Raw genomic sequence first — 25,429 nt, forward strand, 5'->3', positions numbered from 1 at the left:
GGCTGTTCAGCTCGCACCCCCACTGGTGGAGCCGGGTCTGGGGTGGTCGCCGCCGCGGATCTGGTCGACGGCGTGGACCAGGACGGGTTCCAGGACGGCGAGGCCGTCCTTCACCCCGCCGGTGGAGCCCGGCAGATTGACGATCAGCGTGCTTCCCGCCACTCCGGCCAGCCCCCGGGAGAGCGCGGCGGTGGGCACCTTGTCCCGTCCGAACGCCCTGATGGCCTCCGCGATGCCCGGCACCTCGTGGTCGATCACGGCGCGCGTCGCCTCGGGCGTGCGGTCGGTGGGTGAAAGGCCGGTGCCGCCGGTGGTCACGATCACGTCGTAGCCAAAGTCCACGGCGGCGCGCAGGGCGGCCTCCACCGGGTCCCCGTCGGGCACGACCTGCGGTCCGTCGACGGCGAAGCCGAAGCCCTTCAGGCAGTCGGCGACCAGCGGGCCGCCTCTGTCCTCGTAGACACCGGCGGCCGCCCTGTTCGAGGCGGTGACGACCAGAGCGCGATACGTCATGTCCGGCTCCAGTCGCCCGACTTGCCGCCCGTCTTCTCCTCCACCCGTACGTCCGTGATGACCGCTCCCTTGTCGACCGCCTTGACCATGTCGATCACGGTGAGTGCGGCGACGGAGACGGCGGTGAGGGCCTCCATCTCGACGCCCGTGCGATCCGTGGTCTTGACGGTGGCCAGGATCTCGACGGCGTCGTCCGCGACCGACAGGTCCAGTTTCACACCGGACACCGACAACGGGTGACAGAGCGGAATGAGGTCCGGGGTGCGCTTGGCGCCCATGATGCCCGCGATGCGCGCGGTGGCGAGGGCGTCGCCCTTGGGGACCCCCTCGCCGCGCAGCAGCTCGACCACTCGGGGCGAGACGAGGACGCGTCCGCTGGCGCGGGCGGTGCGCGCGGTCACGTCCTTGCCGGACACGTCGACCATGCGGGCGGCGCCCGCGTCGTCGATGTGGGTCAGTCGATCGTCCGTACTCATTGGTTGTGTGGCGCTCCCGTCCGGGCCCCTCGCGGTGCGGCGCGTGGGTCTGTTGTGCGCGACACGGTACCGCGGGCAGGGAGCACTCAGCCGAGCAGGACGACCTCCACCTCGGAGCCGGGCTCGACGGACTCCACGTCCTCGGGGACGACGATCAGTGCGTCGGCGTGCGCGAGGGCCGCGACCAGGTGGGATCCGGCGCCGCCGACCGGGGTCACCGAGCCGTCGGCGTACGTCCCGCGCAGGAACTGTCTGCGCCCCTTCGGCGAGGTCAGCGCCTTGCGGGCGGTGAGGGTCGCGCGGGTGCGCGGCCGGTGCACGTCGTCGAGTCCCATGAGGGTGCGGATGGCGGGGCGGACGAAGAGCTCGAAGGAGACGTACGACGACACCGGGTTGCCGGGCAGGGCCAGCAGCGGGGTGTGGTCGGGGCCGATGGAGCCGAAGCCCTGGGGCTTGCCCGGCTGCATGGCGAGCTTGCGGAACTCGATGCCGCTGCCCGGCTCGTCCTCGTCGCCGACGTACGACAGGGCCTCCTTGACCACGTCGTACGCCCCGACGCTCACGCCGCCCGTGGTGACCAGGAGGTCGGCGCGCACCAGTTGGTCCTCGATGGTGGAGCGGAGGGTCTCCGCGTCGTCGGCGACGGCGCCCACCCGGTAGGCGATGGCGCCGGCGTCGCGGGCGGCGGCGGTGAGGGCGAAGCTGTTGGAGTCGTAGATCTGGCCGCTGCCGAGCTTCTCGCCGGGCTGGACGAGTTCGCTGCCGGTGGACATGACGACCACGCGCGGGCGAGGGCGCACCCGTACCGTGCCGCGGCCGATCGCGGCGAGCAGGGCGATCTGCGGCGGTCCGAGGACCGTGCCGGCCTCGAGGGCGCGGTCGCCGGACTTCACATCGCTGCCCTTCGCACGTACGTGCGCGCGTGCCTCGGCCGGGCGGTACACGTGCACATGTCCCTCGGCGCCCTCTGGGGCCAGGGACCGGGCGCGCATACCGGTCGCCGGGCCCTCGCCGAGACCGCCGTCGGTCCACTCGACGGGGACGACGGTCTCCGCGCCGGGCGGCAGCGGAGCGCCGGTCATGATGCGGGCGGCCTGGCCGGGGCCCACATGGAGCAGGGAGGCCTGGCCCGCCGCGACGTCCCCGACGACGGCCAGGACGGCAGGGAACTCCGCGCTCGCGCCCGCGACATCCGAGACCCGCACCGCGTACCCGTCCATGGAGCTGTTGTCGAACGGCGGCAGTGACACCGGCACCGTGACGTCCTCGACCAGGACGCAGCCCTGGGCGTCGAGGAGTTGCAGCTCGATGGGTTCCAGGGGGCGGACGGTCGTGAGGATGTCCTCCAGGTGCTCGTCCACCGACCAGAGGTGGTCCTGGCCGGTGGTGCGGGGCGCGGCGCTGCTCAACGTTGCTACATCTCCTCGGCTACGTAACTGCGAAGCCAGGTCCGGAAGTCCGGGCCCAGGTCTTCACGTTCGCATGCGAGTCTGACAATGGCACGCAGGTAGTCGCCGCGGTCGCCGGTGTCATAGCGGCGGCCCTTGAAGACCACGCCGTGCACCGGGCCGCCGACCTTCTCGTCGGCCGCGAGCTGCTGGAGGGCGTCGGTGAGCTGGATCTCGCCGCCGCGACCGGGCTCGGTCTTGCGCAGTATGTCGAAGATGTGCGGGTCGAGGACGTAGCGGCCGATGATCGCGTAGTTGGACGGGGCGTCGGCGGCGGCCGGCTTCTCGACCAGGTCGTGGACCTTGACCACGTCCGCGTCATGGGTGGGGTCGACGGCCGCGCAGCCGTAGAGGTGGATCTGCTCGGGCGCGACCTCCATGAGCGCGATGACGCTGCCGCCGCGCTGCTCCTGGACCTCGACCATGCGCGCGAGGAGCGGGTCGCGCGGGTCGATCAGGTCGTCGCCGAGGAGAACGGCGAAGGGCTCGCGGCCGACGTGCGGGGCGGCGCACAGAACCGCGTGGCCGAGGCCCCTGGGGTCGCCCTGACGCACGTAGTGCATGGTCGCGAGGTCGCTGGACGCCTGGACCTTGGCGAGCCGGCCCGCGTCGCCCTTCTTCTGGAGGGCGGACTCGAGCTCGTAGTTGCGGTCGAAGTGGTCCTCGAGAGGACGCTTGTTGCGGCCCGTGATCATGAGGACGTCGTCGAGGCCCGCCGACACCGCCTCCTCGACCACGTATTGGATCGCCGGCTTGTCGACGACCGGCAGCATCTCCTTGGGAGTGGCCTTGGTGGCCGGCAGGAACCGGGTGCCGAGGCCGGCTGCAGGGATGACAGCCTTGCTGATCCTGGGGTGCGACTGGGTCATGGCGGCAACCATATCCGGTGCCTTGGCTGGGAATCTGAGGCTCCGGTTAATTGGCTCTCATATGAGCGCATATGGAAGGGTACGGGTGCGACCTATGAGTCACATCGGACGTGCGACCGAGGCTGACAAGCGAATGTTGCGGCGAGAGTTCCTCGCGGTGAGAAACAGATTGACGGCCGATGACGTGCGGGAATCCGCGGACGCGCTGGCCCGCCGCGCACTCGGGCTGCCGGAGCTGGCGCATGCGCGCACGGTGGCGGCGTACGTCTCCGTGGGGAGCGAGCCGGGCACGCTCGCGCTGCTGGACGCGCTGCGCGAGCGGGGCGTGCGCGTCCTGCTTCCCGCCCTTCTCCCGGACAACGATCTCGACTGGGGCGCCTACGCCGGGGAGGGCTCCCTCGCGCGCATCCAACACGGCGGGAAAATGGCCCTCTTCGAGCCCGCCGGCGAACGCCTCGGACCGGGCGCCGTGACCGGCGCCGACGTCGTGCTGCTACCCGGTCTCGCCGTCGACGCCCGCGGGATGCGGCTGGGGCGCGGCGGAGGGTCGTACGACCGCGTCCTCACGCGTCTGGAGCGCGCGGACGCCCACCCCGCGCTGGTGGTGCTGCTGTACGACTCGGAGGTCGTCGGGCACGTTCCGGAGGAGGCGCACGACCGGCCGGTGCATGCGGTGGTGACGCCGTCCGGGGTACGGCGGTTCACATGAGAAGTGCCCTCCACGCGCGCGGGGAGGGGCCCAACCGTGACCCCTGGGGGTGGGGCGGGGGTTAATAGCTTAAAGACCACCGAGTCGGGCGGGGTATTGTTGAAGGCCTTGTCCGAGAAGTTCCAGTCGAGCAGTTCACCCTTGACCCACTTGCTCGTCTGGTCGGTGTAGTGGGCGCTGTAGGCGTGGCCCGAGGCACCGGTGAGATTGATCCACTTCGACTTGTCGAGGTCGTCGAGGTTGACCACCATGCGCATCGACGGCACCCAGACGACGCCGTAGCCGCCCGCCGCGTTCCAGCCGGTGGCGTTGACCGTCGCCTCGCCGCCGCTGAGCTTCCAGGGGCCGCGGTTGAGGATGTACTTCACGAAGGCGGGCCCGTCGGTGCCGAGGGTCTGGTTCTTCAGGAACAGACGGTGCAGCCGGCCCCAGCTCCAGGTGTCGATGTCCTTGCCGAGCTTGGCCGTCAGCTCCCAACGGGCGTCGATCATGGCGCGCTTGAACAGATCGTCGCGGTTGTCGCTCGCCCCGGGCCGGGTGAGCGACTTGGGCGTGGACCACCAGTCGCTCTTCTGGTCGTCCATGAGGTTGCGGACGACCTCGAACCAGCGGTCGCCGCCGTCCGGCTGCGCCTGGTCGACGGCGCGCTCGCCGCACTCGCGCACCTTGTTCGTCTCGTCCGCGGGCCCGGTGCTGTTGACCGGATCGACCCACAGGCACTGGCCCTCGACCCGCAGTTCCTTGGGCAGCTTGTTGCCGAAGGCGAGCTTGAGGATGTTGCGCCAGACCGAGTTGAAGTAGGCGGCGGCCGCCGAGTCGGCGTCCTGGGTGTAGTCCCAGCCCTCCAGGAGGTCCTGGGCCTCGCGGACGTCCTTCGCCCCGCGGACGTCCTTGTCCGTGATGTCGATCTTCAGCAGCTTGGGCACGAGCAGCCTGGCGATCTCGCTGCTGTTGTCCAGCTGCATCTGGCGCATGTCGTCGGTGGAGATCTTGCCGCCGCCGTTGATCTTCGACTGGATCAGGTCGGTGATGCGCTGGCTGCGGGTGCCGTAGCCCCAGTCGGTGGTGAGCGTGTAGGGGTACTTGTCCTTGTCGATCACTGCCTGGTTGGCGGTGACGATGTAGCCGCGCTTGGGGTTGAACTCGTACGGCAGCGCGGCCTTGGGGATGTACCCGGTCCACTTGTAGCTGGAGTCCCAGCCCGGCGCCGGGATCGAGCCGTCGTCCTTCTTCGCGCGCGTGGGGATCTTCCCGGGCAGCGTGTAGCCGATGTTGTTCTTGTCGGCGTAGACGAGGTTCTGCGAGGGCACGTCGAACAGGGCGGCCGCAGAGCGGAAGTCGCTCCAGTTCGACGCCCTGTCCAGGGCGAAGACGGCGTCCATGGAGGTGCCCGGGTCGAGCGCGGTCCAGCGCAGCGCGATGCCGTAGCCGTCGCCGCGGTCGGGTGCGGCGGTGTTGACGGTGGCCTTCTTGCCGACGGTGACGAGCTCGTCGTCGCGGTCGGAGAGCAGAGGCATCCCGTCGGCGGTCTGGCGCACGACGATCGTCTTGGACGTGCCGCCGGCGACCTTGATGGTCTCCTCGCGGGTCTTGAACGGCCGCACCGTGCCGTCGTAGAGGTAGCCGTCGCCGGAGACCTTCTCCAGGTACAGGTCGGTGACGTCGACACCGGAGTTGGTCATGCCCCAGGCGATGTCCTGGTTGTGGCCGATGACCACGCCGGGCATGCCCGCGAAGGTGTAACCGGTCACGTCGTACTGGCACTTGCTGGAGACGGTGCGGCAGTGCAGGCCCATCTGGTACCAGACGGACGGCAGCGAGGCCGACAGGTGCGGGTCGTTGGCCAGCAGCGGCTTGCCGGTGATGGTGTGGTCCCCGGCGACGACCCAGGAGTTGGAGCCGATGCCCTGGCCGTTCACTCCGACGGCCGTGGGCACGTTGTCCAGGACCTTGTAGAGACCCGACAGCTGGCTCGTCAGGGCCGAGCCGGTCGCCGACGAGGACGCGCCGGTCGCGCCACTCGTCGCCGTACCGGACGTACCGCTCGTGGACGAGCTGCCGTTCTGCTCGAACGTCTTGCTGAGCGCGTTGTACTGGCCCTCCTGGACGATCGCCTTGTTGCGGCTGTACGGGTAGTCCGGGTAGAGGTCGGCGATCTGCTTGGGGCCGAGACGGCTGGTCATCAGGGCGCGGTCGATCTCGTCCTGCATGTTGCCGCGCAGGTCCCAGGCCATCGCCTTCAGCCAGGAGATCGAGTCGACCGGGGTCCACTGCGCCGGCTTGTAGTCGTTGACGAAGCCCAGGGCCGCGTACTCCAGGGAGATGTCCTTGCCGTCCTTGCCCTGCAAGTAGGCGTTGACTCCCTTGGCATACGCCTGGAGGTACTTCTTGGTGGAGGCCGACAACTTGGTGTCGTACTCCTTCTTCGCCACCCGGTCCCAGCCCAGGGTGCGCAGGAATTCGTCGTCCTTGACCTGGTCCTTGCCGAACATCTCCGACAGCCGGCCGGAGGTCATGTGGCGGCGCACGTCCATCTCGTAGAACCGGTCCTGCGCCTGGACGTAGCCCTGCGCCATGAACAGGTCCTCGTCGGAGGAGGCGTAGATCTGCGGGATGCCGTTGCCGTCACGCTTCACGTCGACGGGTCCTGACAGGCCGTCGAGCGTGATCGATCCCTTGGTCTGCGGGAACGACGCCCGGACGGTGCTGATGGACCAGTACGCCCCGTAGGCGACGCCTCCGATGATGGCCAGGACCAGTACCAGCACGACCAATCGGGCTTTGCGCCCCTTCTTCCTGCCGGACTTGCCGGGCTTGTCACCCGTTGTGGCGGTGATGTTGGGGGGCATCGCTGTCCTTGCTGTCCTAACGCGAGCGGCAGGCGGGGCTGTGACTTTGAATGAGCGCTGGAGCAACCATAGGCGCAGGGCTCCGCGCCCCTGGACGCGGAGTCGGGAACGAGGTGCGGCCGGTGTTCGATCCCGCCTCGGCGAGCGTCAAGGAATCGTCAAGAGTTAGGTAAGGTAACGAAGTACTTGGGTGCGGAGTTTCTCGGCTTCGTGTCCTATGTACGTAAGCTCCCGCGCGGGATGCGTGTGAGTCAGGGAAGGGAACGGCCGCTGACTGTCCACCACCTCAACCAGCTTCTGCTCGTCTGCTCGCTCGTCCTGCTCGTCGCCGTGGCAGCGGTCCGGATCTCCTCGCGCAGCGGGCTCCCCAGCCTGCTCGTGTACCTGGGGATCGGGGTCCTCATGGGCCAGGACGGGATCGGCAACATCCACTTCAGCAATGCCGAGCTGACCCAGGTCATCGGATACGCGGCCCTCGTCGTGATCCTGGCCGAGGGCGGTCTGGGCACGAAGTGGAAGGAGATCAAGCCGGCCCTGCCGGCCGCCTCCGCGCTGGCCCTGGGCGGGGTCGCGGTGAGCGTCGGGGTCACGGCGTCGGCCGCGCACTTCCTGATCGGGCTGGAGTGGCGGCAGGCGCTGATCGTCGGTGCGGTGGTCTCCTCGACGGACGCGGCCGCGGTCTTCTCGGTGCTGCGGAAGATCCCCCTGCCCGCGCGCGTGACGGGCACGCTGGAGGCCGAGTCCGGCTTCAACGACGCCCCGGTCGTCATCCTGGTCGTCGCCTTCTCCACGGCAGGCCCGGTCCCCCACTGGTACGTGCTGCTGGGCGAGATAGCTCTGGAACTCGCCATCGGCGCGGCCATCGGCCTCGCGGTGGGCTGGCTCGGGTCCTGGGGTCTGCGACACGTGGCGCTGCCCGCCTCCGGCCTCTACCCGATCGCCGTGATGGCGATCGCCGTCACCGCCTACGCCGGTGGCGCGCTCGCGCACGGCAGCGGCTTCCTGGGCGTCTATCTCGCCTCGATGGTGATGGGCAACGCGAAGCTGCCCCACTGGCCCGCCACCCGCGGTTTCGCCGACGGCCTCGGCTGGATCGCACAGATCGGCATGTTCGTCCTGCTCGGCCTGCTGGTCACCCCGCACGATCTCGGCGACGACGTGGTGCCCGCGCTCGTCATCGGTCTGGTGCTGACCATGGTGGCGCGGCCGCTGAGCGTGGTGCTGTGCCTGGTGCCGTTCCGGGTGCCGTGGCAGGAGCAGACCCTGATGTCCTGGGCCGGGCTGCGCGGCGCGGTCCCCATCATCCTGGCGACGATCCCGATGGTGCAGGGCGTGGACGCCAGCCGCCGCATCTTCAACATCGTCTTCGTGCTGGTCGTCGTCTACACCCTGGTCCAGGGGCCGACGCTGCCCTGGCTCGCCCGCAAGCTGCAGCTGGGCGAGGACGCCGAGGCCGCCGACCTCGGCATCGAGTCGGCCCCACTGGAGCGGCTGCGCGGGCATCTGCTGTCCGTCGCGATCCCGGAGGGCTCGAAGATGCACGGCGTCGAGGTGGCCGAGCTGCGCCTGCCGCCCGGGGCCGCCGTCACCCTGGTCGTCCGCGAAGGAAAATCGTTTGTCCCTCTTCCCACCACGGTGCTGCGGCGCGGCGACGAACTGCTCGTCGTCACCACGGACCCGGTGCGGGACGCGGCCGAGCGGCGACTGCGTTCGGTCGGCCACGGCGGCAAGCTGGCCGGATGGCTCGGGACGAACGGGGCGGGGGGGCGTTAATGGTGTGTTTCGTACGGTTCACACCCTGGATAATCGCAGGCGAACGCCCGCATGGTGCTCGTATTCACAGGCACATCGGCCGCTGATCCCTGTACGATAAAGGCGCACCCAGATCGAACCAACTCTGCCTGACGCAGTGCTGGCGCGACCGTATGGCGGCCGGGACGTCCCTGAGCAGTGGACCGCCGGTATCTACCGCAGTTCCGCGCAAGAGGACAGCTCTCGGCGCCACCCGGGAAAAGGGGCGCGCTACCAGGCGGCAGAAAGGCACGGGCCGTGGCATCCACGGTCACCTCCCGCCCGGGCTACGGACAGCTGCTGCGCACCCGCGGCGCCTGGACGTTCCTGCTCCCCGGCTTCGCGGCACGCCAGCCGTTCGCGATGCTCACCATCTCCATCGTGCTGCTGGTGCAGCACACCACCGGCTCCTACGGCGCGGCGGGCGCCGCAGCGGCCGTCACCGGCGTCTCCATGGCCCTGTTCGCGCCCTACAGCGGCCGTCTCGCCGACCGCTACGGACAGCGCGCCGTGCTGATCCCCGGCGTACTGCTGCACTCGCTGTCGGGCCTGACCCTCACCGCGCTCGCGCTGGCCCACGCGCCCTTGTGGGCGCTGTTCGCGGCGGCCGTTCCGACCGGCGCCTCGGTGCCGCAGGTCGGACCCATGGTGCGCGCCCGCTGGGGCGTGAAGCTCCAGGGCTCGCCCCTGATGACCACCGCGGCCGCCTTCGAGTCCGTCACGGACGAGCTGACCTTCGTCTTCGGCCCGCTCCTTGCCACCGCCCTGTGCACCGCCGTCGACCCGGCCGCCGGCCTGGTGACCGAGGCCTCGCTGACGCTCGTCGGCGGTCTGCTGTTCGCGGCGCAGAGGAGTACACAGCCCGCGGTCACCGCGACGGGGCACGCGCGCGTGGAGCACGTTTCCGCGCTGCGCGTCCCTGGTGTGCGCGTTCTGGTCGTGGCCTTCCTGGGCATCGGCTCCGTCTTCGGCGGTATGCAGGTCTCGCTGGCCGCGTTCACCGAGTCGATCGGCGAGCCCGGCCTGAACGGCGTCCTCTACGGGGTCTTCGCGGCGGGCAACATGCTCTCCGGCATCGTCTGCGGCGCCGTCGCCTGGAAGGTGGCCCCGCAGCGGCGACTCGTCCTCGGGTACGGCGCCCTCGCCCTGGCGGCCTCCGGCCTGTGGGCCGCCCACTCGGTGCTCGTCCTGGCCGGTCTCGGCCTGCTCGTCGGCATGTGCATCGCGCCCGCGCTGATCACCGGCTACACGCTGGTCGAGGGTCTGGTCCCGGCGGGCGCCCGCACCGAGGCCTTCACCTGGCTGACCGGCGCGGTGGCACTCGGCCAGGCCGCGGCCGTCACGGTCGCCGGACAGCTGGAGGACCGCTTCTGGGGCGGGGCCGGATTCCTGGTGCCGATGGCCGGTACCGTACTGGCGCTGACGACCCTCGTGGCCCTTCGGTCACGGCTCGTGGCACGGCCCCGGAGTCTGACCGTCGCACGTGGCGTCGGTCACCGAGTGCCGGTGACGGTGGACTGATCCTCAGGAATACGTCACTATAGACGCTCGTTAGCACTCATTGAGTGAGAGTGCCAGGAGGAAGACAGTGCCCACCTACCAGTACCAGTGCACCGAGTGCGGCGAGGGCCTCGAGGCGGTGCAGAAGTTCACCGATGACGCTCTGACCGAGTGCCCCAACTGCGGTGGCCGCCTGAAGAAGGTGTTCTCCGCGGTCGGCATTGTCTTCAAGGGCTCCGGCTTCTACCGGAACGACAGCCGCGGCTCCTCTTCGAGCAGCTCGCCGACGTCGTCCTCGAAGTCGTCGACATCCACCTCGTCGTCGGCCCCGTCCTCGTCGTCCTCGGACTCGAAGCCGTCGAGCACCGGCACCGCCTCCAGCAGCAGCTCCGCCGCCTAGGACTTGCTCACGAGAACCCTGTCGTCGTACGACGACAGGGTTCTCGTCGTCTCCTGATCCCCCCTCTCCGAGCGCCGCCCGGGGCCGGATACTGTGCGGCCATGGCGAACGCAGAGATCGGTGTAATCGGCGGCTCGGGCTTCTACTCCTTCCTCGACGACGTGACCGAGGTCCAGGTGGACACCCCTTACGGGCCGCCCAGCGACTCCCTCTTCCTCGGTGAGATCGCCGGCCGGCGGGTCGCCTTCCTGCCGCGCCACGGCCGCGGCCACCATCTGCCGCCGCACCGGATCAACTACCGGGCCAACCTGTGGGCGCTGCGGTCGCTCGGCGTGCGCCAGGTGCTCGGGCCGTGCGCGGTGGGGGGTCTGCGCCCCGAGTACGGGCCGGGGACGCTGCTGGTGCCGGACCAGCTGGTCGACCGTACGAAGTCCCGGGTGGGAACGTACTTCGACGGGCTGCCGCTGCCCGGCGGCAACATCCCGAACGTGGTGCACGTGTCCCTGGCCGACCCTTACTGCCCCGTCGGACGTGCGGCCGCCCTGAAGGCCGCGCGCGGCCGGGACTGGGAGCCGGTGGACGGCGGCACCCTGGTCGTGGTGGAGGGGCCGCGCTTCTCGACCCGCGCAGAATCGTTGTGGCACCAGGCGCAGGGCTGGTCGGTGGTCGGCATGACCGGCCATCCCGAGGCGGCACTCGCCCGTGAACTGGAGCTGTGCTACTCGACGATGACGCTGGTCACCGACCTCGACGCGGGTGCCGAGACCGGTGAGGGCGTCTCGCACGACGAGGTGCTGCGGGTGTTCGCGGCGAATGTGGACCGGCTGCGGGGCGTGCTGTTCGACGCGGTGGCCGCCCTGCCGGCGAACGAGGACCGGGACTGCCTGTGCACGACTGCGCTGGGCGGGATGGATCCGGGTTTCGAGCTGCCGTGACGAGGTGCCGGGGCGGAGCCTCGCGGGGGGCCGAGCCTTGCGGTGGTGCGAGGCAGGTTCCGGAACTCCACGTTCCGGTGAGGGAGTTGTCCACAACCCGCCGGTAGTCCACCGGCGTCGGCAGAGATCGCCGCGAGGCCTCATCGTGGGCCTGCAAGCCGATTCCTCGACGCAGGTGGTGATCCGCATGTCCCTCCCTCCCCCGTCCTTCTTCCCCTACCCGTCCACCCCGCGCCCGCCCGGCACCGACGCCCCCGCCACCTGCGAGATCCCGCACTTCGCTCCCGTGCGGGTGCGCGGCGGGCGGTATCAGCTACGACGGCTCGTACGGCACCGGAGGCGGGCCGTGGCCGCCGGCCTGGCGGTGACCGCGGCCGCGCTGGTGGCGGCGGGGCCACGGGCCACCGATCCGGCGCGTGGGCATCCGGTCGCAGATCCCGTACGCAAGCACCGCGCCGTCGAGATGGTGACCGCGCCGGTGCGGATCGCCGACGGGGCCACGGTCCGGCTGCTCAGGCCCGGCGACCGGGTGGACGTCGTCGCCGCCCAGGAGACGGCGGCGGGCGGCGATGCCCGCGTGGTCGCGCGCGGGGCGCGGGTGACGAAGGTGCCCGAGCCCCTGGACAGCGGGGCCGACAGCGGGGCGCTGGTGGTGCTCTCGGTTCCTCGTTCCACCGCGGCGCACCTCGCCGGCGCGAGCGCGACGGCGCGGCTGGCGGTGACGGTGTGCTGATCCAGCGACCCGGACGGGCAGGACGGTCCCACGGTGCCGTAGGTTGCGGAACTGTTTGTTCCCCAACCTGTGCGTGCGAGAAGAGGACCCACGGTGAGCGAGAAGAAGCAACCGAACATCTGGCATGGCTTCAAGGCCTTCCTGATGCGCGGGAACGTCGTCGACCTGGCGGTGGCGGTGGTCATCGGCGCCGCGTTCACCAACATCGTGAACTCGGTCGTGAAGGGCATCATCAACCCGGTCGTCGGAGCCATCGGCACCAAGAACCTCGACAGTTACAACTCGTGCATCAAGGCCCCGTGCACCGGGACCGGCGACAACGCGACGGGTGTGCGGATCCTGTGGGGCTCGGTCCTCGGTGCCACCCTCAGCTTCGTGATCACCGCGGCCGTCGTCTACTTCCTGATGGTGCTGCCCATGGCGAAGTACCTCGCCCGCGTGGAGGCCCGTCGCAAGGCGCGGGAGGGCACCCACGAGGTGCTCGAGGTGACCGAGCTGGAAGTGCTGCAGGAGATCCGCAACGAGCTGGTCGCACAGCGCGAGGGAGGGCGCAACGGGCGGTAGCGGCAGCGGCCCGCGCGGCTCAGAGGTGGTGGGGCGGCTTCTCGTCGAGGAAGCGCTTCAGGTCGGCCGCGGAGTCCCCGTCGGAGCGCGGCCGTTCGCCCCAGCCGCGGTCGGTGTCGTCCGAGGACTGCTGGTCCAGCGGGTCGTCGAAGATCAGCGCGGGCTTCGGAGCGCGCGGCTCGGGGGCGGGGGCGGAGGTCATGCGTCCAGGGTACGGCCCCGGGGGTGCGCGGCCACCGGGTCGCGCCGGTGGCCCGACCGGCCTGAGGGCCGTGCGCCGTGCGGGCAGGTCCGTCGCTGCCGGCGAGGAATTCCCGCCGGCTGTCTGCTGTGCTTGGTCCCATGACGACCAGCTCGACTCCGCCGCCCGCGTCCTCCGGCACGCCGACGAACCACCGACCACTGCGCAGGCTCGCGGCTCGGGGCCGCGAGGAGGCGCACCGCGTCGCCTCACCGCTCGAGCTCTTCTTCGACCTGTGCTTCGTGGTGGCCGTCGCCCAGGCGGGCGTGGAGCTGGTGCACGCCATCGCCGCGCGGCACGCGGGCGAGGGGATCCTCAACTACGGGATGGTGTTCTTCGCCATCTGGTGGGCGTGGATGAACTTCACCTGGTTCGCCTCGGCGTACGACAACGACGACGTGCTCTACCGGGTCGTCACCCTGGTCCAGATCGCCGGGGTGCTGGTGCTGGCGGCCGGGATCTCCCGGGCGTTCGAGAAGCACGACTTCCTGGTGGTCTGGCTGGGCTATGTGATCATGCGGGTCGCCATGACGGCGCAGTGGCTGCGCGCGGCACGGTCGACCGAGGGCGCGGAGCGGACCATGGGGCTGCGCTATGCCGCGGGTGTGTCTCTGTGCATGGTCGGCTGGCTGGGGCTGGTGGTGCTGCCGGTGGGTGCCCGGGTGTGGGTCTTCGTGGTGATGGCGGTCCTGGAGATGTGCGTACCGCCGTACGCGGAGAAGGACCACCCCACGTCCTGGCATCCGCACCACATCTCCGAGCGGTACGGGCTGTTCACGATCATCGTGCTCGGCGAGACCATCGCGGCGGCCACCGTCGCGGTGAAGTCGGGTATCGACGAGAACGACGCCCTGGGCGATCTGCTGCCCATCGCGGCGGGCGGGCTGCTGATCATCTTCGCCGCCTGGTGGATCTATTTCGCGGTGCCGATCCACAGTCATCTGCGCACCAACAGGCAGGCGTTCCTGTGGGGCTACGGCCACTACCTGATCTTCGCCTCGGCGGCCGCGGTCGGGGCGGGCCTGGAGGTGGCGGTGGAGCAGGCGGTCGGCAAGGCGCACATCTCCACGCTGGAGGCGTCGGCGGCGGTGACCCTCCCGACGGCGCTGTATCTGCTCACCGTGTGGGCGCTGCACTCCCGCTACTACAAGGTGGGCATCGCCCAGCAACTGGTGCTGCCGAGCACGGCGCTGCTCGTGATCGTCTGCACCTTCCTGGGCCACTGGGCGGTGTTCGCGGCGGGCCTGGTGTCGGCGCTGGCGGTGGCGTCCGGGGTGGCGCTGGCTGCGCGCAGGGGCGCCGGGGAGCGCGGGGCGAGCGGGCAGCGCGCGACGAGTCCGGTCGGCTGACGGGGCACTGTCGTGCCGGGCGGGGCGAGACTGGCTCCATGACAGTTGACGCATTGACGGACGTCACCGGAGTGCGGGTGGGGCATGCGACGCGCACCGGCGGCGGCTGGCTCACCGGCACCACGGTCGTCCTCGCCCCGGAAGGCGGCGCCGTCGCCGCCGTGGACGTACGCGGCGGTGGTCCCGGCACCAAGGAGACCGACGCGCTCGATCCGCGCAACCTCGTGCAGAAGGTCGAGGCGATCGTGCTGACCGGCGGCAGCGCGTACGGGCTCGATGCGGCGTCGGGGGTGATGGCCTGGCTGGAGGAGCAGGGGCGCGGGGTGCGCGTGGGGGTGGACCCGGCGCACGTGGTGCCGGTGGTGCCCGCCGCCTGCGTCTTCGACGTCGGGCGGGGCGGCGACTTCCGGGCCAGGCCCGATGCCGCCACCGGCCGGATGGCGGTCGAGGCGGCCGCGGCGAGCGAGGCCGGGGCTCGGGTGCAGGAAGGGTGCGTGGGCGCCGGCACCGGGGCGGCCGTGGGGCCGATGAAGGGCGGGGTCGGCACCGCGAGCGCAGTGCTCGGCTCGGGGATCACGGTGGCCGCTCTGGTGGTGGCCAACGCGGTGGGCTCGGCGATGGATCCGGAAACGGGCGCTTTGTACGGGGAGTTGTTCCAGGGGCGCGTGAACTACCCCGAGGGACCTGTGCACGAGGCCGCGCGCCGACGCCTGGCCGAGGCCGCGGAGAAGAACGGGCGCCCGCCCCTGAACACCACGCTCGCCGTGGTCGCCACCGACGCGGACCTGTCGAAGGCGCAGGCGCAGAAGCTCGCCGGTACGGCACACGACGGCATCGCGCGTGCCGTGCGGCCGGTGCATCTGCTCAACGACGGGGACACGGTGTTCGCCCTGGCGACCGGGGCGCGCCCGCTCGACGCCGGCCACCCCCTCGCACTGAACGAGATCCTCGCGGCGGGCGCGGACCTGGTGACACGGGCGATCGTGCGAGCCGTGCGCGCCGCCGAGCCGGTTGACGGGCCCGGCGGGATGTGGCCGTCGTACGAGGAGTTGTACGGGAGTCGGTAACAACAAGGCTGCGTTCGCACGCGATTGTCCCGGTTCTGTCACGCGCTCGCGTTCATCGCGGACGGAGGGAACCTCACGGTCCGCCGAATCCCTCCTTTCACACGCACTGGAACGGACAACGCACATCACACGAACCTGGAGCAGCCCGTGACAACGCCGGACATTGCAGCGCGGCGCGTACGCATACTGGGAGCCTGTGCCGCCCTGGTGGTCGGCGCCCTCACCCTGACCGCCTGCGGTGGCGACGCCAACGCCAACTCCTCGGGCTCGTCGAGCTCCTCGAGCGACAGCAAGGGCGACAAGGGCTCGACCAGGACGTCGACGGCGAAGATCGTCATCTCGGCGAAGGACGGCTCGACCGACGCGTCGATCAACACGACCGGCGTGAAGGTCAGCGACGGCAGGCTGACCGACGTGAAGATGACGGTGGCCGGGTCGGGTCAGGTGGTTCCGGGCTCGATATCCGCGGACGGCGGGGTGTGGAAGCCCAAGGGGCAGCTGGAACGCGGGACGAAATACCAGATCTCGGCGACCGCGAAGGACGGCAGCGGCCGTACGGCGGCGGCCAACTCGATCTTCACCACCGTCACTTCGGCCAACAGCTTCATCGGGACCTACACGCCGGACAACGGGACGACGGTCGGCGTGGGCATGCCGGTGTCGTTCGACTTCGACAAGGTGATCAGCGACAAGAAGGCCGTGCAGTCGCACATCACGGTCACCTCCAGCAGCGGGCAGAAGGTGGTCGGGCACTGGTTCGGGGCGCAGCGGCTCGACTTCCGGCCCGAGGAGTACTGGAAGGCCGGCTCCAAGGTCACGATGAAGATCGACCTGGACGGCGTCGAGGGCGCGAACGGCGTCTACGGGGTGCAGAAGAAGACCGTCACCTTCACCATCGGGCGCTCGCAGGTCTCCACGGTGGATGTGAACACGCAGACCATGACGGTCGTGCGGGACGGCCGGACCATCAAGTCGGTGCCGATCTCTTCGGGCAGCCCGGAGCACACGACGTACAACGGGCAGATGGTGATCTCCGAGAAGTTCCAGCAGACCCGGATGGACAGCAGGACGGTCAACCTGGGCGGCGAGTACAACATCCCGGACGTACCGCACGCAATGCGCCTGACGAACACCGGCACGTTCATCCACGGCAACTACTGGTACGACAAGAGCAATCCGCCCTTCGGCCGCCAGGGCACCAGCCACGGCTGCGTCGGGCTCGCGGACGTGCAGGGCGCCCAGGGCGCCACGAACGCCAAGTGGTTCTACGACAACTCACTGATCGGCGACGTCGTGATCGTCAAGAACTCCCCCGACAAGACGGTCGCCCCGGACAACGGGCTCAACGGCTGGAACATGCCGTGGAGCGAGTGGGTGGCGGGGAGCGCCGCGTAATCGCCTTCTGAGCAGCGACTTCTGACAGATCGTCGGGCCGTGTGGGAACTTCTCACACGGCCCGCGCGTTTTCTGTGCGTACGTTTTCTCGGTTCCCGGACATGATGTCCGACCGAGGGGCTACGGTATGCACCCACAAGGTGACATGCAGCAACGCCGGGAGAAACCTTGAGCGTTCCGTACGAGACGGCAGCGTACGAACCAGCCGAGTCGCCCGAGTCTCCGGAGGAGCATCTCGAGCGACTCCTCGGCCGCGCCCTGAACTCCTTCGAGCTGCCGGACGAGACGATACGGCAGCTGGACTGCGCGCTGGCACACGACAGTTCGCTGCACTCCGCGCACCACAGCGCGGGGCTGCACCGTGAGACGTACCGGCACACCTGGCTGCTGGTCGACGGCTCGGCGCTCACGCTGTGGGAGCTCGTGCACAACACCGCGCCGGGCAGCCTCGCGCAGCACGAGATCTATGTCGACGAGGAGGAACTGCGTGCAGCCACCGCCCGGTTGCCGCTGTCTCCGGACGCACCGGACTTCGAGCTTCCGGTGACGGTGCAGCTGTCGCCGATCCCGGCGCCGCGGCACGCGTATCTGCCGGACGACTCCGCGGATCATGCGCGCCGGCTGCTGCGCCGTGCGGAGAACCCTGACCGGCCGGGCGCGGAGACGGCCGCGCTGCTCACGACGGCGTACGCGCACCAGATCACGCAGGCCTTCGGGCGCCCGTGCCGGGCGGGGCGGGCCGGGCTGTGCTTCTCGCTCTACGAGCACGCGTTCCTGCTGCGTGACGGCGTGGAGGTCTCCCTCTGGGAGGTCGAGCACACGGCAACGCCCGACGGACGGCACATGTGCGAGGTGTACGTCAGCGAGGATGCGGCCCGGGATGCGATGGAGCGGCGGGCGGCGCAGGTCTCCTGACCCGCGGGCGGCCCGTCAGCGGCCGTCGCTGAGCTGTCGTACCAGGCCCGCGAAGGCGTCCCGCTCCGTCGGCGTCAGTTCGACGTGCTCCAGGTGGGGAGGGAACTGCCGCTGGTGCGGAAGGGCCCGCAGGGGGGTGCGGCCGGTGTACCAGAGGGTGCGGAGGGTGAGCCGCAGGCTGCCGGCACCGGATCGGCCGCGACGCATCCGGCCGAGCAGGCCGAGCGACCAGACGACGGCCGCGAAGGCGAGGACGGCCAGGCCCAGCGACTGGAGGATCGAGACGTGCTCATCGGGCATGCGCACCAGTAGACACCACGGTCCGGGACTTTGGCCCCGGACCGTGACGTATCTCGCAGTCTTCGCAGCTACGGCACATGCCCCTCGGATGCACTGATCGACGCACAGTGCACCAAAGGGGCATGGATGCCGGAGGTCAGGCGGCCACCGGCTGCTTCGCCTGGGCCGTCGCCGTCGACGTGTCGTCCGTCGTGCCGGGCTTCACGGTCCCCGCTGCCGGCTTGCGCATGCCCTTCAGGAAGACCACCAGCGCGGCGCTGACGCACACGCCGACCGCGATGGCGATCAGGTAGAGGAATGCGTTGCCGATCAGCGGGACCACGAAGATGCCGCCGTGCGGGGCGCGCAGGGTGGCGCCGAAGACCATCGACAGGGCTCCGGTGATCGCGCCGCCCACCATCGAGGAGGGGATGACGCGCAGCGGGTCGGCCGCGGCGAAGGGGATCGCGCCCTCGGAGATGAAGGAGGCACCCAGCACCCAGGCGGCCTTGCCGTTCTCACGCTCGGTCTCGGTGAAGAGCTTCCCGCGGACCGTGGTGGCCAGCGCCATCGCCAGCGGCGGGACCATTCCGGCGGCCATCACCGCGGCCATGATCTTCATCGCGGAGTCGCTCGGGTTGGAGACCGCGATACCGGCGGTGGCGAAGGTGTACGCGACCTTGTTGACGGGGCCGCCGAGGTCGAAGCACATCATCAGGCCGAGCAGCAGGCCGAGCAGGACGGCGTTGGAGCCGGAGAGGCCGTTCAGCCAGTCGGTCATGCCCTTCTGGGCGGAGGCGATGGGCTTGCCGACCACGACGAACATCAGGAATCCGACGATCGCCGAGGAGATCAGCGGGATCACCACCACCGGCATGATGCCGCGCAGCACCGCCGGGATGTTGATCTTCTGGATCGCCATCACCACACCACCGGCGAGCAGACCGGCGACCAGGCCGCCGAGGAAGCCCGCGTTGATGGTGGAGGCGATCATGCCGCCCACGAAGCCGGGGACCAGCCCGGGTCGGTCCGCCATGCCGTACGCGATGTAGCCGGCCAGCACCGGGACCAGGAAACCGAAGGCCACGGCGCCGATCTGGAACATCAGCGCGGCCCAGCTGTCGGTCTGTGTCCACACGAAGTGGTCCATCACCGACGGCGCCGACTTGATCTTGTAGCCGCCGATCGCGAAGCCGAGGGCGATCAGCAGACCGCCGGCGGCGACGAACGGGACCATGTAGCTCACGCCGGACATCAGCCACTTGCGCAGCTTGGTGCCGTAGCCCTCGCCGGACTCACCGGCACGCTCGACCGGGCTGCCGGGCGCGGCCCCCGCGGTGACCTCACCGCGCTCGGCCTTGCCGCGCACCTCGGTGATCAGCTCGCCTGGCCGGTTGATGCCGGCCTTCACGCCGACGTCGACGGTCGGCTTGCCGGCGAAGCGTTCCTTCTCCCGTACGGGGACGTCGTGCGCGAAGATCACGGCGTCCGCCGCCGCGATGACGGCCGGGTCGAGCCGGGTGAAGCCGGCCGAGCCCTGCGTCTCGACGGTGACCTCGACGCCCGCCTCGCGGCCCGCGTTCTCCAGCGACTCGGCCGCCATGTACGTGTGCGCGATGCCGGTCGGACAGGAGGTGACGGCGACGATACGGAAGGGGCGCTCGTCCGCGGCGGGGGCGCCCGACGCCGGGGCGGACGCGTCCTCGACGCTCGCTCCCGGCGCCGGGGCCGTGCTGCCCGCTGCGGCGTCGGCGGAGGCCGCCCCCGACGCCGCAGCGGAGTCTTCGGAGCCGGTCGCGGCCGGCTCGTCCCCGCGGATCAGTGCGGCCGCGGCCGCCGCGTCGCCCGCCGACCGCAGCGCGTCGGTGAACTCGGCGTTCATCAGCTGCCGGGCCAGCGACGACAGGATCGTGAGGTGGGCGTCGTCGGCACCGGCGGGGGCCGCGATCAGGAAGATCAGGTCGGCGGGGCCGTCCGCCGCGCCGAAGTCGATGCCGGCGGCGCTGCGCCCGAAGGCCAGCGTCGGCTCGGTGACGTGCTCGCTGCGGCAGTGCGGGATGCCGATGCCGCCGTCGAGGCCGGTGGGCATCTGTGCCTCGCGGGCGGCCACGTCCGCGAGGAAGCCGTCCAGGTCGGTCACCCGGCCCAGGGCCACCATGCGCTCGGCGAGGGCACGCGCCGCCGCTTCCTTCGTATCGGCGGACAGGTCGAGGTCGACCAGGTCCGCGGTGATCATGTCGCTCATCGCGGGCTCCTTCGCACGCGTATCGCCCGGGGGGTGGGGTGGGCGGGGGTGGGGACGGGGGTGCTGCGGGGGGTGGGGTCAGTGGGAGTGGGAGTGGGGGTGGGGGTGGGGGTGGGGGTGGAGGCGGGGCCGGGGAAACTCCGCCTACGGTCGGCCGCGCGGAGTAACGGGGAGCAATGCCTCTGCGCTCCACCGGCTGTGCCCGTTCGCGGCTCCGCCGCGGGGCCGCGATGCGCCGTCTTTCGCCTGTACGTCATGACACCGGCTCCTCAAGTACACGATCCACCGGCACGTCGGCCGTCACCGTCACCGCCGCCGGATCCAGGTCCCGCGGCGTCGGCATCACGCTGCCCGGCAGCTGGACTGCCGCTGCGCCGTGTGCGACCGCCGAGGCGAGGGCCTCCGGGCCGCTGCCGCCGGCGATCAGGAATCCGGCCAGCGAGGAATCACCGGCACCCACATTGCTGCGTACGGCGTCCACGCGCGCGCTGCCGAACCAGACGCCCGAGGCGTCCACGAGCAGCTGCCCGTCGGCGCCCAGGCTCGCGAGGACGGCGCGCGCGCCCATCTCGCGCAGCTCCTCGGCCGCCTTCACCGCGTCGCCCACCGTGAACAGGGGGCGCCCGACGGCCTCCGCGAGCTCCTCGGCGTTGGGCTTCACCACGTCGGGCCGCTCGCGCAGCGCCTCGAGCAGGGCGGGCCCGGAGGTGTCCAGGGCGATTCGCGCGCCCCCGGCGTGCACCCGGGCGACGACATCGGCGTACCAGACAGGCGCGAGCCCCCGCGGCAGGCTCCCGCAGCAGGCGATCCAGTCGGCTTCGGGCGACTGCCGGTGCACGGTGTTCAGCAGCAGTTCCTGCTCCTGGGCCGACAGCTCGGGACCGGGCGCGTTGATCTTCGTGAGCACCCCGTCCGCCTCCGCGAGCGCGATGTTCGAGCGGGTGGCCCCGGCGACCGGGACCGGTGCGACCTCGATGCCCTGTGCGTCGAGCAGCTCGGCGACGAGCGCGCCCGGCGCACCGCCCAGGGGCAGCACCGCGACCGTGCGCTGCCCGGCGGCCGCGACCGCACGCGAGACGTTCACGCCCTTGCCGCCCGGGTCCATGCGTTCACCGGTGGCGCGGATGACCTCGCCACGGTCGAGCGAGGGGACCTCGTACGTACGGTCCAGGGACGGGTTCGGGGTGACGGTGAGGATCATGCGCTCTCGTTTCTCGACACACAGCACTTGCGTGCCGCTCTACACACACAGCACTTCTGTGCCGCCGCGCTCGATGGCGGTGGCGTCTTCCGGGCTCAGCCCGCTGTCTGTGATCAGCAGGTCCACGTCGCTCAGGTCGCCGAAGCGGGCGAAGTGCTCCTGGCCGCGCTTGGACGAGTCGGCGAGCAGCACCACCCGGCGCGCCGCGGCGACCGCCGCGCGCTTGACCGCGGCCTCGGCGAGGTCGGGGGTGGTCAGACCGTGGTCGGCGGAGAAGCCGTTGGCCGCCACGAACAGCACGTCCGCCCGGATCTCGCTGTAGGCGCGCAGCGCCCAGGCGTCCACGGCGGCGCGCGTACGGTGCCGTACTCGTCCCCCGACGAGGTGGAGCTGGATGCCGGGGTGGTCCGCGAGGCGAGCCGCGATCGGCAGGCTGTGCGTGACGACGGTGAGGGACGCCTCCAGGGGCAGCGCGGCGGCGAGCCTCGCCACCGTCGTACCGGCGTCGAGGATCACCGTGCCCTCGCTGGGCAGCTCCGTGAGGGCGGCCTTGGCGATGCGGTCCTTCTCGTCGGTGGAGGTGCCCTCGCGCTCGGCGAGATCGGGCTCGAAGTCCAGCCGCCCGGCCGGTATGGCACCGCCGTGCACCCGCCGGACGAGCCCCGCACGGTCGAGGGCCTTCAGGTCCCGGCGGATCGTCTCCGCCGTCACCTGGAACTCCTCGGCCAGCGACACCACGTCCACCCGGCCGCCGTCACGGGCAAGCCGGAGGATCTCCTGCTGCCGCTCCGGTGCGTACATGTCCGTTCACCTCCGACCTCATGCCCGAACGTGTGGTTTCACTCGGAGGCTACGCCCGGATTTCCGGAAAGTAAACAGGTTCGGGCGCCATTCGGACACAAACGGGCACCGGTGACGGATACTGCGGGACGCAACTTCTTCGGGGGCTGATGTGGGGCGGGAACACTGGTGCGCGATTCGGAGCAGGCCTCAGATGCTTGACGGAGGATTCCAGAACCACGCTGTCCAGGCTGCTGAGCTCTCCGAGGGAAAGCCCCGGGAGGTCGGGAAGCCGGCTGGACCTGGCCACTTCCGACGCTGCCGCCTCGGATGGAGTGGCCTGATTCCTCGATGCCATGACGTCCCATCGCTTCCCGGACGAACACGTGTCGAGGACACCCTGTTGCACAGCACCCCGCCCCTGCAAAGACTCCAGGGGCAGGGTGTCAGGTCCGCTACCTGGCAGGAGCCAGATTCTCCTGGTGGGCGGCGGCGTCCCGGGTGCTCCCGGCGTGCAGCTCAGCCGTTTCGGCCTGCTCCGTCGGCTCCTCTGCGTCCCCGGCCCGCTTCGGCAGGGCGAACATCAATACGAAGATGGCCCCCATCACCCCGGCGACCCAGCCGAGTGCGTGCTGGAAGGCGTTCACGAACGCCGGGCCCACCTCGGACCGCGTCAGCCGGTCGCCGATCTCCCCGAAGAACACCACGGAGACCAGCCCGAGCCCCAGCGCGTTCCCCATCTGCTGCACGGTGTTGATGAGCCCCGACGCCGAGCCGGCGTGCTCGCGCGGCACGTCCGACAGCACCGCGTCCGTCAGCGGGGCCACGATCAGGCCCATGCCGACGCCCATCACGACCAGGGGCAGTGCCATCTGCCAGGAGGCGATGGCGAGGCCGTAGCGGCCGGACTCCCAGATGTAGAGCAGGACGCCGACGGCCATGAGCAGCGCTCCCGCCTGGAGCACCTTGCGGCCGAAGCGCGGCACCAGCTTCTGCACGGACAGTCCGGCCGCCGTGGAGACGGAGATCGAGAACGGCACCCCGGTCAGCCCGGCCCGCAGCGGGCTCCAGCCCAGCCCGGTCTGCATGTACAGCGTCCACACCAGGAAGAACACCCCGAGCGCGATCCCGAACACCGTCTGCACGGCGATACCGGCCGCGAAGCTCTTCACCCGGAACAGCGAGAGCTCCACCAGCGGAGACCCGTCCCGTACGGCCTTGCGCCTCTCGTACGCCACCAGCACCGCGAAGACGACCAGCGCACCGACCATCGAGACGTACCCCCACAGCGGCCAGCCCAGCTCACGGCCGCGGGTCAGCGGGTAGAGCAGCATCGTCAGACCGAGGGTGACGAGGGCGACCCCGACCAGATCGAGCTTGAGCGCCCGCGGTGCCTTCGACTCGGTGATGAAGCGGCTGCCGAGGACCAGGCCCGCGATACCGACCGGGAGATTGATGAGGAAGATCGGCCGCCATTCCAGACCCCACAGGTTCCACTCCGTCAGCAGCGCGCCGAGCAGCGGGCCCGAGACGGCCCCGAGCCCCACGATCGCGCCGAACAGGCCGAACACCTTGCCCCGCTCGTGCGCCGGGAAGGTGGCGTGCACGATCGACAGGACCTGCGGCACCATCATCGCCGCCATGCCGCCCTGCAGTATCCGGGAGGCGACCAGCATCTCCGGGTTCGCGGCGAAGCCGCACAGCGCGGAGGCGAGGGTGAACCCGCCGATGCCGACGAGGAACAGCCGCTTGCGGCCGTGGATGTCGCCGAGCCGTCCGCCGGTGATCAGCCCCGCGGCGAAGGCGAGCGCATAGCCGGCGGTGATCCACTGGATCTGGCCGACGGAGGCGCCGGCGTCCCGCTGGATCGACGGGATCGCGATGTTGACGATCGTGACGTCGACGAGGTCCATGAAGGCCGCGGTCATCACGATGGCGAGGGCGAACCAGCGCCTGCGGTCGCCGGAGGCTGGAACGGACGGGGTCTCGGTGGAGGTCATACCCCGAAGCTAGACCCCTATTAGGTCAGATCGTGTCCTACTTCTGCGGCATGCTCTCACCATGACGACGGACACCCCGGCGCGGCTCCTCCAACTCCTCTCCCTCCTGCAGACTCCCCGCGAATGGCCCGGCGGCGAGCTCGCCGAGCGGCTGGGCGTGTCGCGGCGCACGGTGCGGCGGGACATCGACCGGCTGCGCGAGCTCGGCTATCCGGTGCAGGCGAGCCTGGGCGCCGAGGGCGGCTACCGGCTGGTGGCGGGCAAGGCGATGCCGCCGCTCGTACTCGACGACGAGGAGGCCGTGGCGATCGCGGTCGGGCTGCGGGCGGGCGCCGGGCACGCCCTGGAGGGCGTGGACGAGGCCTCAGTACGGGCCCTGGCCAAGCTGGAACAGGTGCTGCCCTCCCGCCTGCGCCACCGCGTCTCCACGCTCCAGGCCGCGACCACGCCGCTGACCAGCGGGGACGGGGCGAGCATCGCACCCGAGACGCTGACTGTCATGGCGTCCACGGTGGCCGGGCACGAACGTCTGCGCTTCGCCTACCGCGCCGGCGACGGCACCGAGTCACGGCGCCTGACGGAGCCGTACCGCCTCCTCTCGACCGGCCGCCGCTGGTACCTCGTCGCCTACGACCTCGACCGCGGCGACTGGCGCACGTTCCGCGTCGACCGGGTGAGCGAACCCTTCGCAACCGGCGCCCGGTTCGCCCCCCGGGAGCTGCCGACCGGAGACGCGGCGGAGTACCTGCGCCGCTCGATGCAACGACACCAGGAGTCGTACGACTTCGAGGTCACCTTCGCCGCCCCCGCGGAAACCGTCGCGACCCGCATCCCGTCCTGGCTGGGCACCCCGGAAGCGATCGACGACCACACCTGCCGCCTACGGGCCCGCACGAGCGACGGGGCGGACTGGCTGGCGGTCCGGCTGGCCCTGCTGGGCTACGAGTTCACGGTACGGGAACCACCTGAACTGGCGGAGAGTGTACGAGAGCTCGGGGGACGGTTGGTCCGGGCGGGGCGGCTGACACCACGCCCTGAAGGAACATCGGGGCACGTCCCACCTCGGGCGGGTTAGCGAAACGTGACGACCGTATGGCAGAGTGTCACGCTGCGGGACACACATGACGGCGGGCCGCCCCAGTGTTGAGGTGTGGGGCGGCCCGCCGGCAT

The 25,429-nt window shown here is 70.6% G+C and carries 22 protein-coding genes and 1 pseudogene; 12 read left to right on the forward strand and 11 right to left on the reverse strand.

The genetic code is table 11. From position 1 onward, the window contains the following. Positions 1-6: 6 nt before the first annotated feature. The 4 genes from AB0N07_RS26545 to galU form a co-directional block, all read right to left on the reverse strand. Positions 7-513: a MogA/MoaB family molybdenum cofactor biosynthesis protein gene (locus AB0N07_RS26545; RefSeq protein WP_365839161.1), complete on the reverse strand. Its 507-nt coding sequence runs from the start codon at positions 511-513 to the stop codon at positions 7-9. Further along, positions 510-989 carry a cyclic pyranopterin monophosphate synthase MoaC gene (gene moaC, locus AB0N07_RS26550; protein ID WP_030941990.1) on the reverse strand — a complete coding sequence of 160 codons (480 nt, stop codon included), beginning with the start codon at positions 987-989 and terminating at the stop codon, positions 510-512. The genes AB0N07_RS26545 and moaC overlap by 4 nt, the downstream gene beginning before the upstream one ends. An 86-nt stretch (positions 990-1,075) precedes the next feature. Beyond that, positions 1,076-2,398: a gephyrin-like molybdotransferase Glp gene (gene glp, locus AB0N07_RS26555; RefSeq protein ID WP_365839164.1), complete on the reverse strand. Its 1,323-nt coding sequence runs from the start codon at positions 2,396-2,398 to the stop codon at positions 1,076-1,078. Positions 2,399-2,403: 5 nt separating this feature from the next. Then, the gene (galU, locus tag AB0N07_RS26560; RefSeq protein WP_365839166.1) at positions 2,404-3,306 is read right to left on the reverse strand and encodes a UTP--glucose-1-phosphate uridylyltransferase GalU; all 903 of its coding nucleotides are present in this window, start codon (positions 3,304-3,306) and stop codon (positions 2,404-2,406) included. A 94-nt stretch (positions 3,307-3,400) separates the two neighbouring features. Between galU and AB0N07_RS26565 the strand changes: the two genes are divergently transcribed. Continuing rightward, positions 3,401-4,015 carry a 5-formyltetrahydrofolate cyclo-ligase gene (locus AB0N07_RS26565; RefSeq protein ID WP_365839168.1) on the forward strand — a complete coding sequence of 205 codons (615 nt, stop codon included), beginning with the start codon at positions 3,401-3,403 and terminating at the stop codon, positions 4,013-4,015. 68 nt (positions 4,016-4,083) lie between these two features. Here the strand turns inward: AB0N07_RS26565 and AB0N07_RS26570 are convergent. Then, positions 4,084-6,864: pseudogene (locus tag AB0N07_RS26570) on the reverse strand (penicillin acylase family protein); the annotation flags it as partial. Between the two features lie 240 nt (positions 6,865-7,104). Between AB0N07_RS26570 and AB0N07_RS26575 the strand changes: the two are divergent. The 6 genes from AB0N07_RS26575 (at position 7,105) to mscL (ending at position 12,787) form a co-directional block, all read left to right on the forward strand. Continuing rightward, positions 7,105-8,637 (forward strand): potassium/proton antiporter, encoded by a 1,533-nt coding sequence (locus tag AB0N07_RS26575; RefSeq protein ID WP_365839170.1) that lies wholly within the window; start codon positions 7,105-7,107, stop codon positions 8,635-8,637. Positions 8,638-8,913: 276 nt separating this feature from the next. Further along, entirely contained in the window at positions 8,914-10,176 is a 1,263-nt protein-coding gene (locus AB0N07_RS26580; RefSeq protein WP_365839172.1) for an MFS transporter, read from the forward strand. Between the two features lie 67 nt (positions 10,177-10,243). Further along, entirely contained in the window at positions 10,244-10,555 is a 312-nt protein-coding gene (locus AB0N07_RS26585; protein WP_365839174.1) for an FmdB family zinc ribbon protein, read from the forward strand. Between the two features lie 101 nt (positions 10,556-10,656). After that, positions 10,657-11,490: an S-methyl-5'-thioadenosine phosphorylase gene (locus tag AB0N07_RS26590; RefSeq protein WP_365839176.1), complete on the forward strand. Its 834-nt coding sequence runs from the start codon at positions 10,657-10,659 to the stop codon at positions 11,488-11,490. A 187-nt stretch (positions 11,491-11,677) separates the two neighbouring features. Next, the gene (locus tag AB0N07_RS26595) at positions 11,678-12,223 is read left to right on the forward strand and encodes a hypothetical protein (protein WP_365839178.1); all 546 of its coding nucleotides are present in this window, start codon (positions 11,678-11,680) and stop codon (positions 12,221-12,223) included. A 93-nt stretch (positions 12,224-12,316) separates the two neighbouring features. Further along, on the forward strand, positions 12,317-12,787 hold the full coding sequence (gene mscL, locus AB0N07_RS26600; protein WP_365839180.1) for a large conductance mechanosensitive channel protein MscL: 471 nt from the start codon (positions 12,317-12,319) through the stop codon (positions 12,785-12,787). Between the two features lie 19 nt (positions 12,788-12,806). On the opposite strand, the gene AB0N07_RS26605 is transcribed toward mscL, so the two are convergent. After that, complete coding sequence (locus AB0N07_RS26605) at positions 12,807-12,989, reverse strand: hypothetical protein (protein ID WP_351473816.1); 183 nt, start codon at positions 12,987-12,989, stop codon at positions 12,807-12,809. A 140-nt stretch (positions 12,990-13,129) separates the two neighbouring features. On the opposite strand from AB0N07_RS26605, the gene AB0N07_RS26610 reads away from it, so the two are divergent. The 4 genes from AB0N07_RS26610 to AB0N07_RS26625 all read left to right on the forward strand — a co-directional run bounded on the left by AB0N07_RS26610 (position 13,130) and on the right by AB0N07_RS26625 (position 17,754). Then, entirely contained in the window at positions 13,130-14,377 is a 1,248-nt protein-coding gene (locus tag AB0N07_RS26610; protein WP_365839183.1) for a low temperature requirement protein A, read from the forward strand. A gap of 38 nt (positions 14,378-14,415) precedes the next feature. Then, entirely contained in the window at positions 14,416-15,444 is a 1,029-nt protein-coding gene (locus AB0N07_RS26615) for a P1 family peptidase (protein WP_365839185.1), read from the forward strand. A gap of 147 nt (positions 15,445-15,591) precedes the next feature. Continuing rightward, the gene (locus tag AB0N07_RS26620) at positions 15,592-16,839 is read left to right on the forward strand and encodes an Ig-like domain-containing protein (RefSeq protein WP_365839186.1); all 1,248 of its coding nucleotides are present in this window, start codon (positions 15,592-15,594) and stop codon (positions 16,837-16,839) included. A 168-nt stretch (positions 16,840-17,007) separates the two neighbouring features. Beyond that, positions 17,008-17,754 carry a DUF6227 family protein gene (locus AB0N07_RS26625; RefSeq protein ID WP_365839188.1) on the forward strand — a complete coding sequence of 249 codons (747 nt, stop codon included), beginning with the start codon at positions 17,008-17,010 and terminating at the stop codon, positions 17,752-17,754. A gap of 15 nt (positions 17,755-17,769) precedes the next feature. On the opposite strand, the gene AB0N07_RS26630 is transcribed toward AB0N07_RS26625, so the two are convergent. The 5 genes from AB0N07_RS26630 to AB0N07_RS26650 all read right to left on the reverse strand — a co-directional run bounded on the left by AB0N07_RS26630 (position 17,770) and on the right by AB0N07_RS26650 (position 24,259). Further along, a complete protein-coding gene (locus AB0N07_RS26630) occupies positions 17,770-18,054 on the reverse strand; it encodes a hypothetical protein (protein WP_365839190.1) in 285 nt (94 codons plus the stop codon). Between the two features lie 136 nt (positions 18,055-18,190). Further along, positions 18,191-20,278 (reverse strand): fructose-specific PTS transporter subunit EIIC, encoded by a 2,088-nt coding sequence (locus AB0N07_RS26635; protein ID WP_365839192.1) that lies wholly within the window; start codon positions 20,276-20,278, stop codon positions 18,191-18,193. A 253-nt stretch (positions 20,279-20,531) separates the two neighbouring features. Further along, complete coding sequence (pfkB, locus tag AB0N07_RS26640) at positions 20,532-21,479, reverse strand: 1-phosphofructokinase (protein WP_365839194.1); 948 nt, start codon at positions 21,477-21,479, stop codon at positions 20,532-20,534. A 39-nt stretch (positions 21,480-21,518) separates the two neighbouring features. Continuing rightward, the gene (locus AB0N07_RS26645; RefSeq protein ID WP_365839196.1) at positions 21,519-22,280 is read right to left on the reverse strand and encodes a DeoR/GlpR family DNA-binding transcription regulator; all 762 of its coding nucleotides are present in this window, start codon (positions 22,278-22,280) and stop codon (positions 21,519-21,521) included. A gap of 434 nt (positions 22,281-22,714) precedes the next feature. Continuing rightward, positions 22,715-24,259, reverse strand: a complete 1,545-nt coding sequence (locus AB0N07_RS26650; RefSeq protein ID WP_365839198.1) for an MFS transporter — start codon at positions 24,257-24,259, stop codon at positions 22,715-22,717. A gap of 61 nt (positions 24,260-24,320) precedes the next feature. Between AB0N07_RS26650 and AB0N07_RS26655 the strand changes: the two genes are divergently transcribed. Next, the gene (locus AB0N07_RS26655) at positions 24,321-25,334 is read left to right on the forward strand and encodes a YafY family protein (RefSeq protein WP_365839200.1); all 1,014 of its coding nucleotides are present in this window, start codon (positions 24,321-24,323) and stop codon (positions 25,332-25,334) included. Positions 25,335-25,429 lie beyond the last annotated feature (95 nt).

The sequence above is a fragment of the Streptomyces sp. NPDC051172 genome (genome assembly GCF_040682555.1).
Lineage (GTDB): Bacteria > Actinomycetota > Actinomycetes > Streptomycetales > Streptomycetaceae > Streptomyces.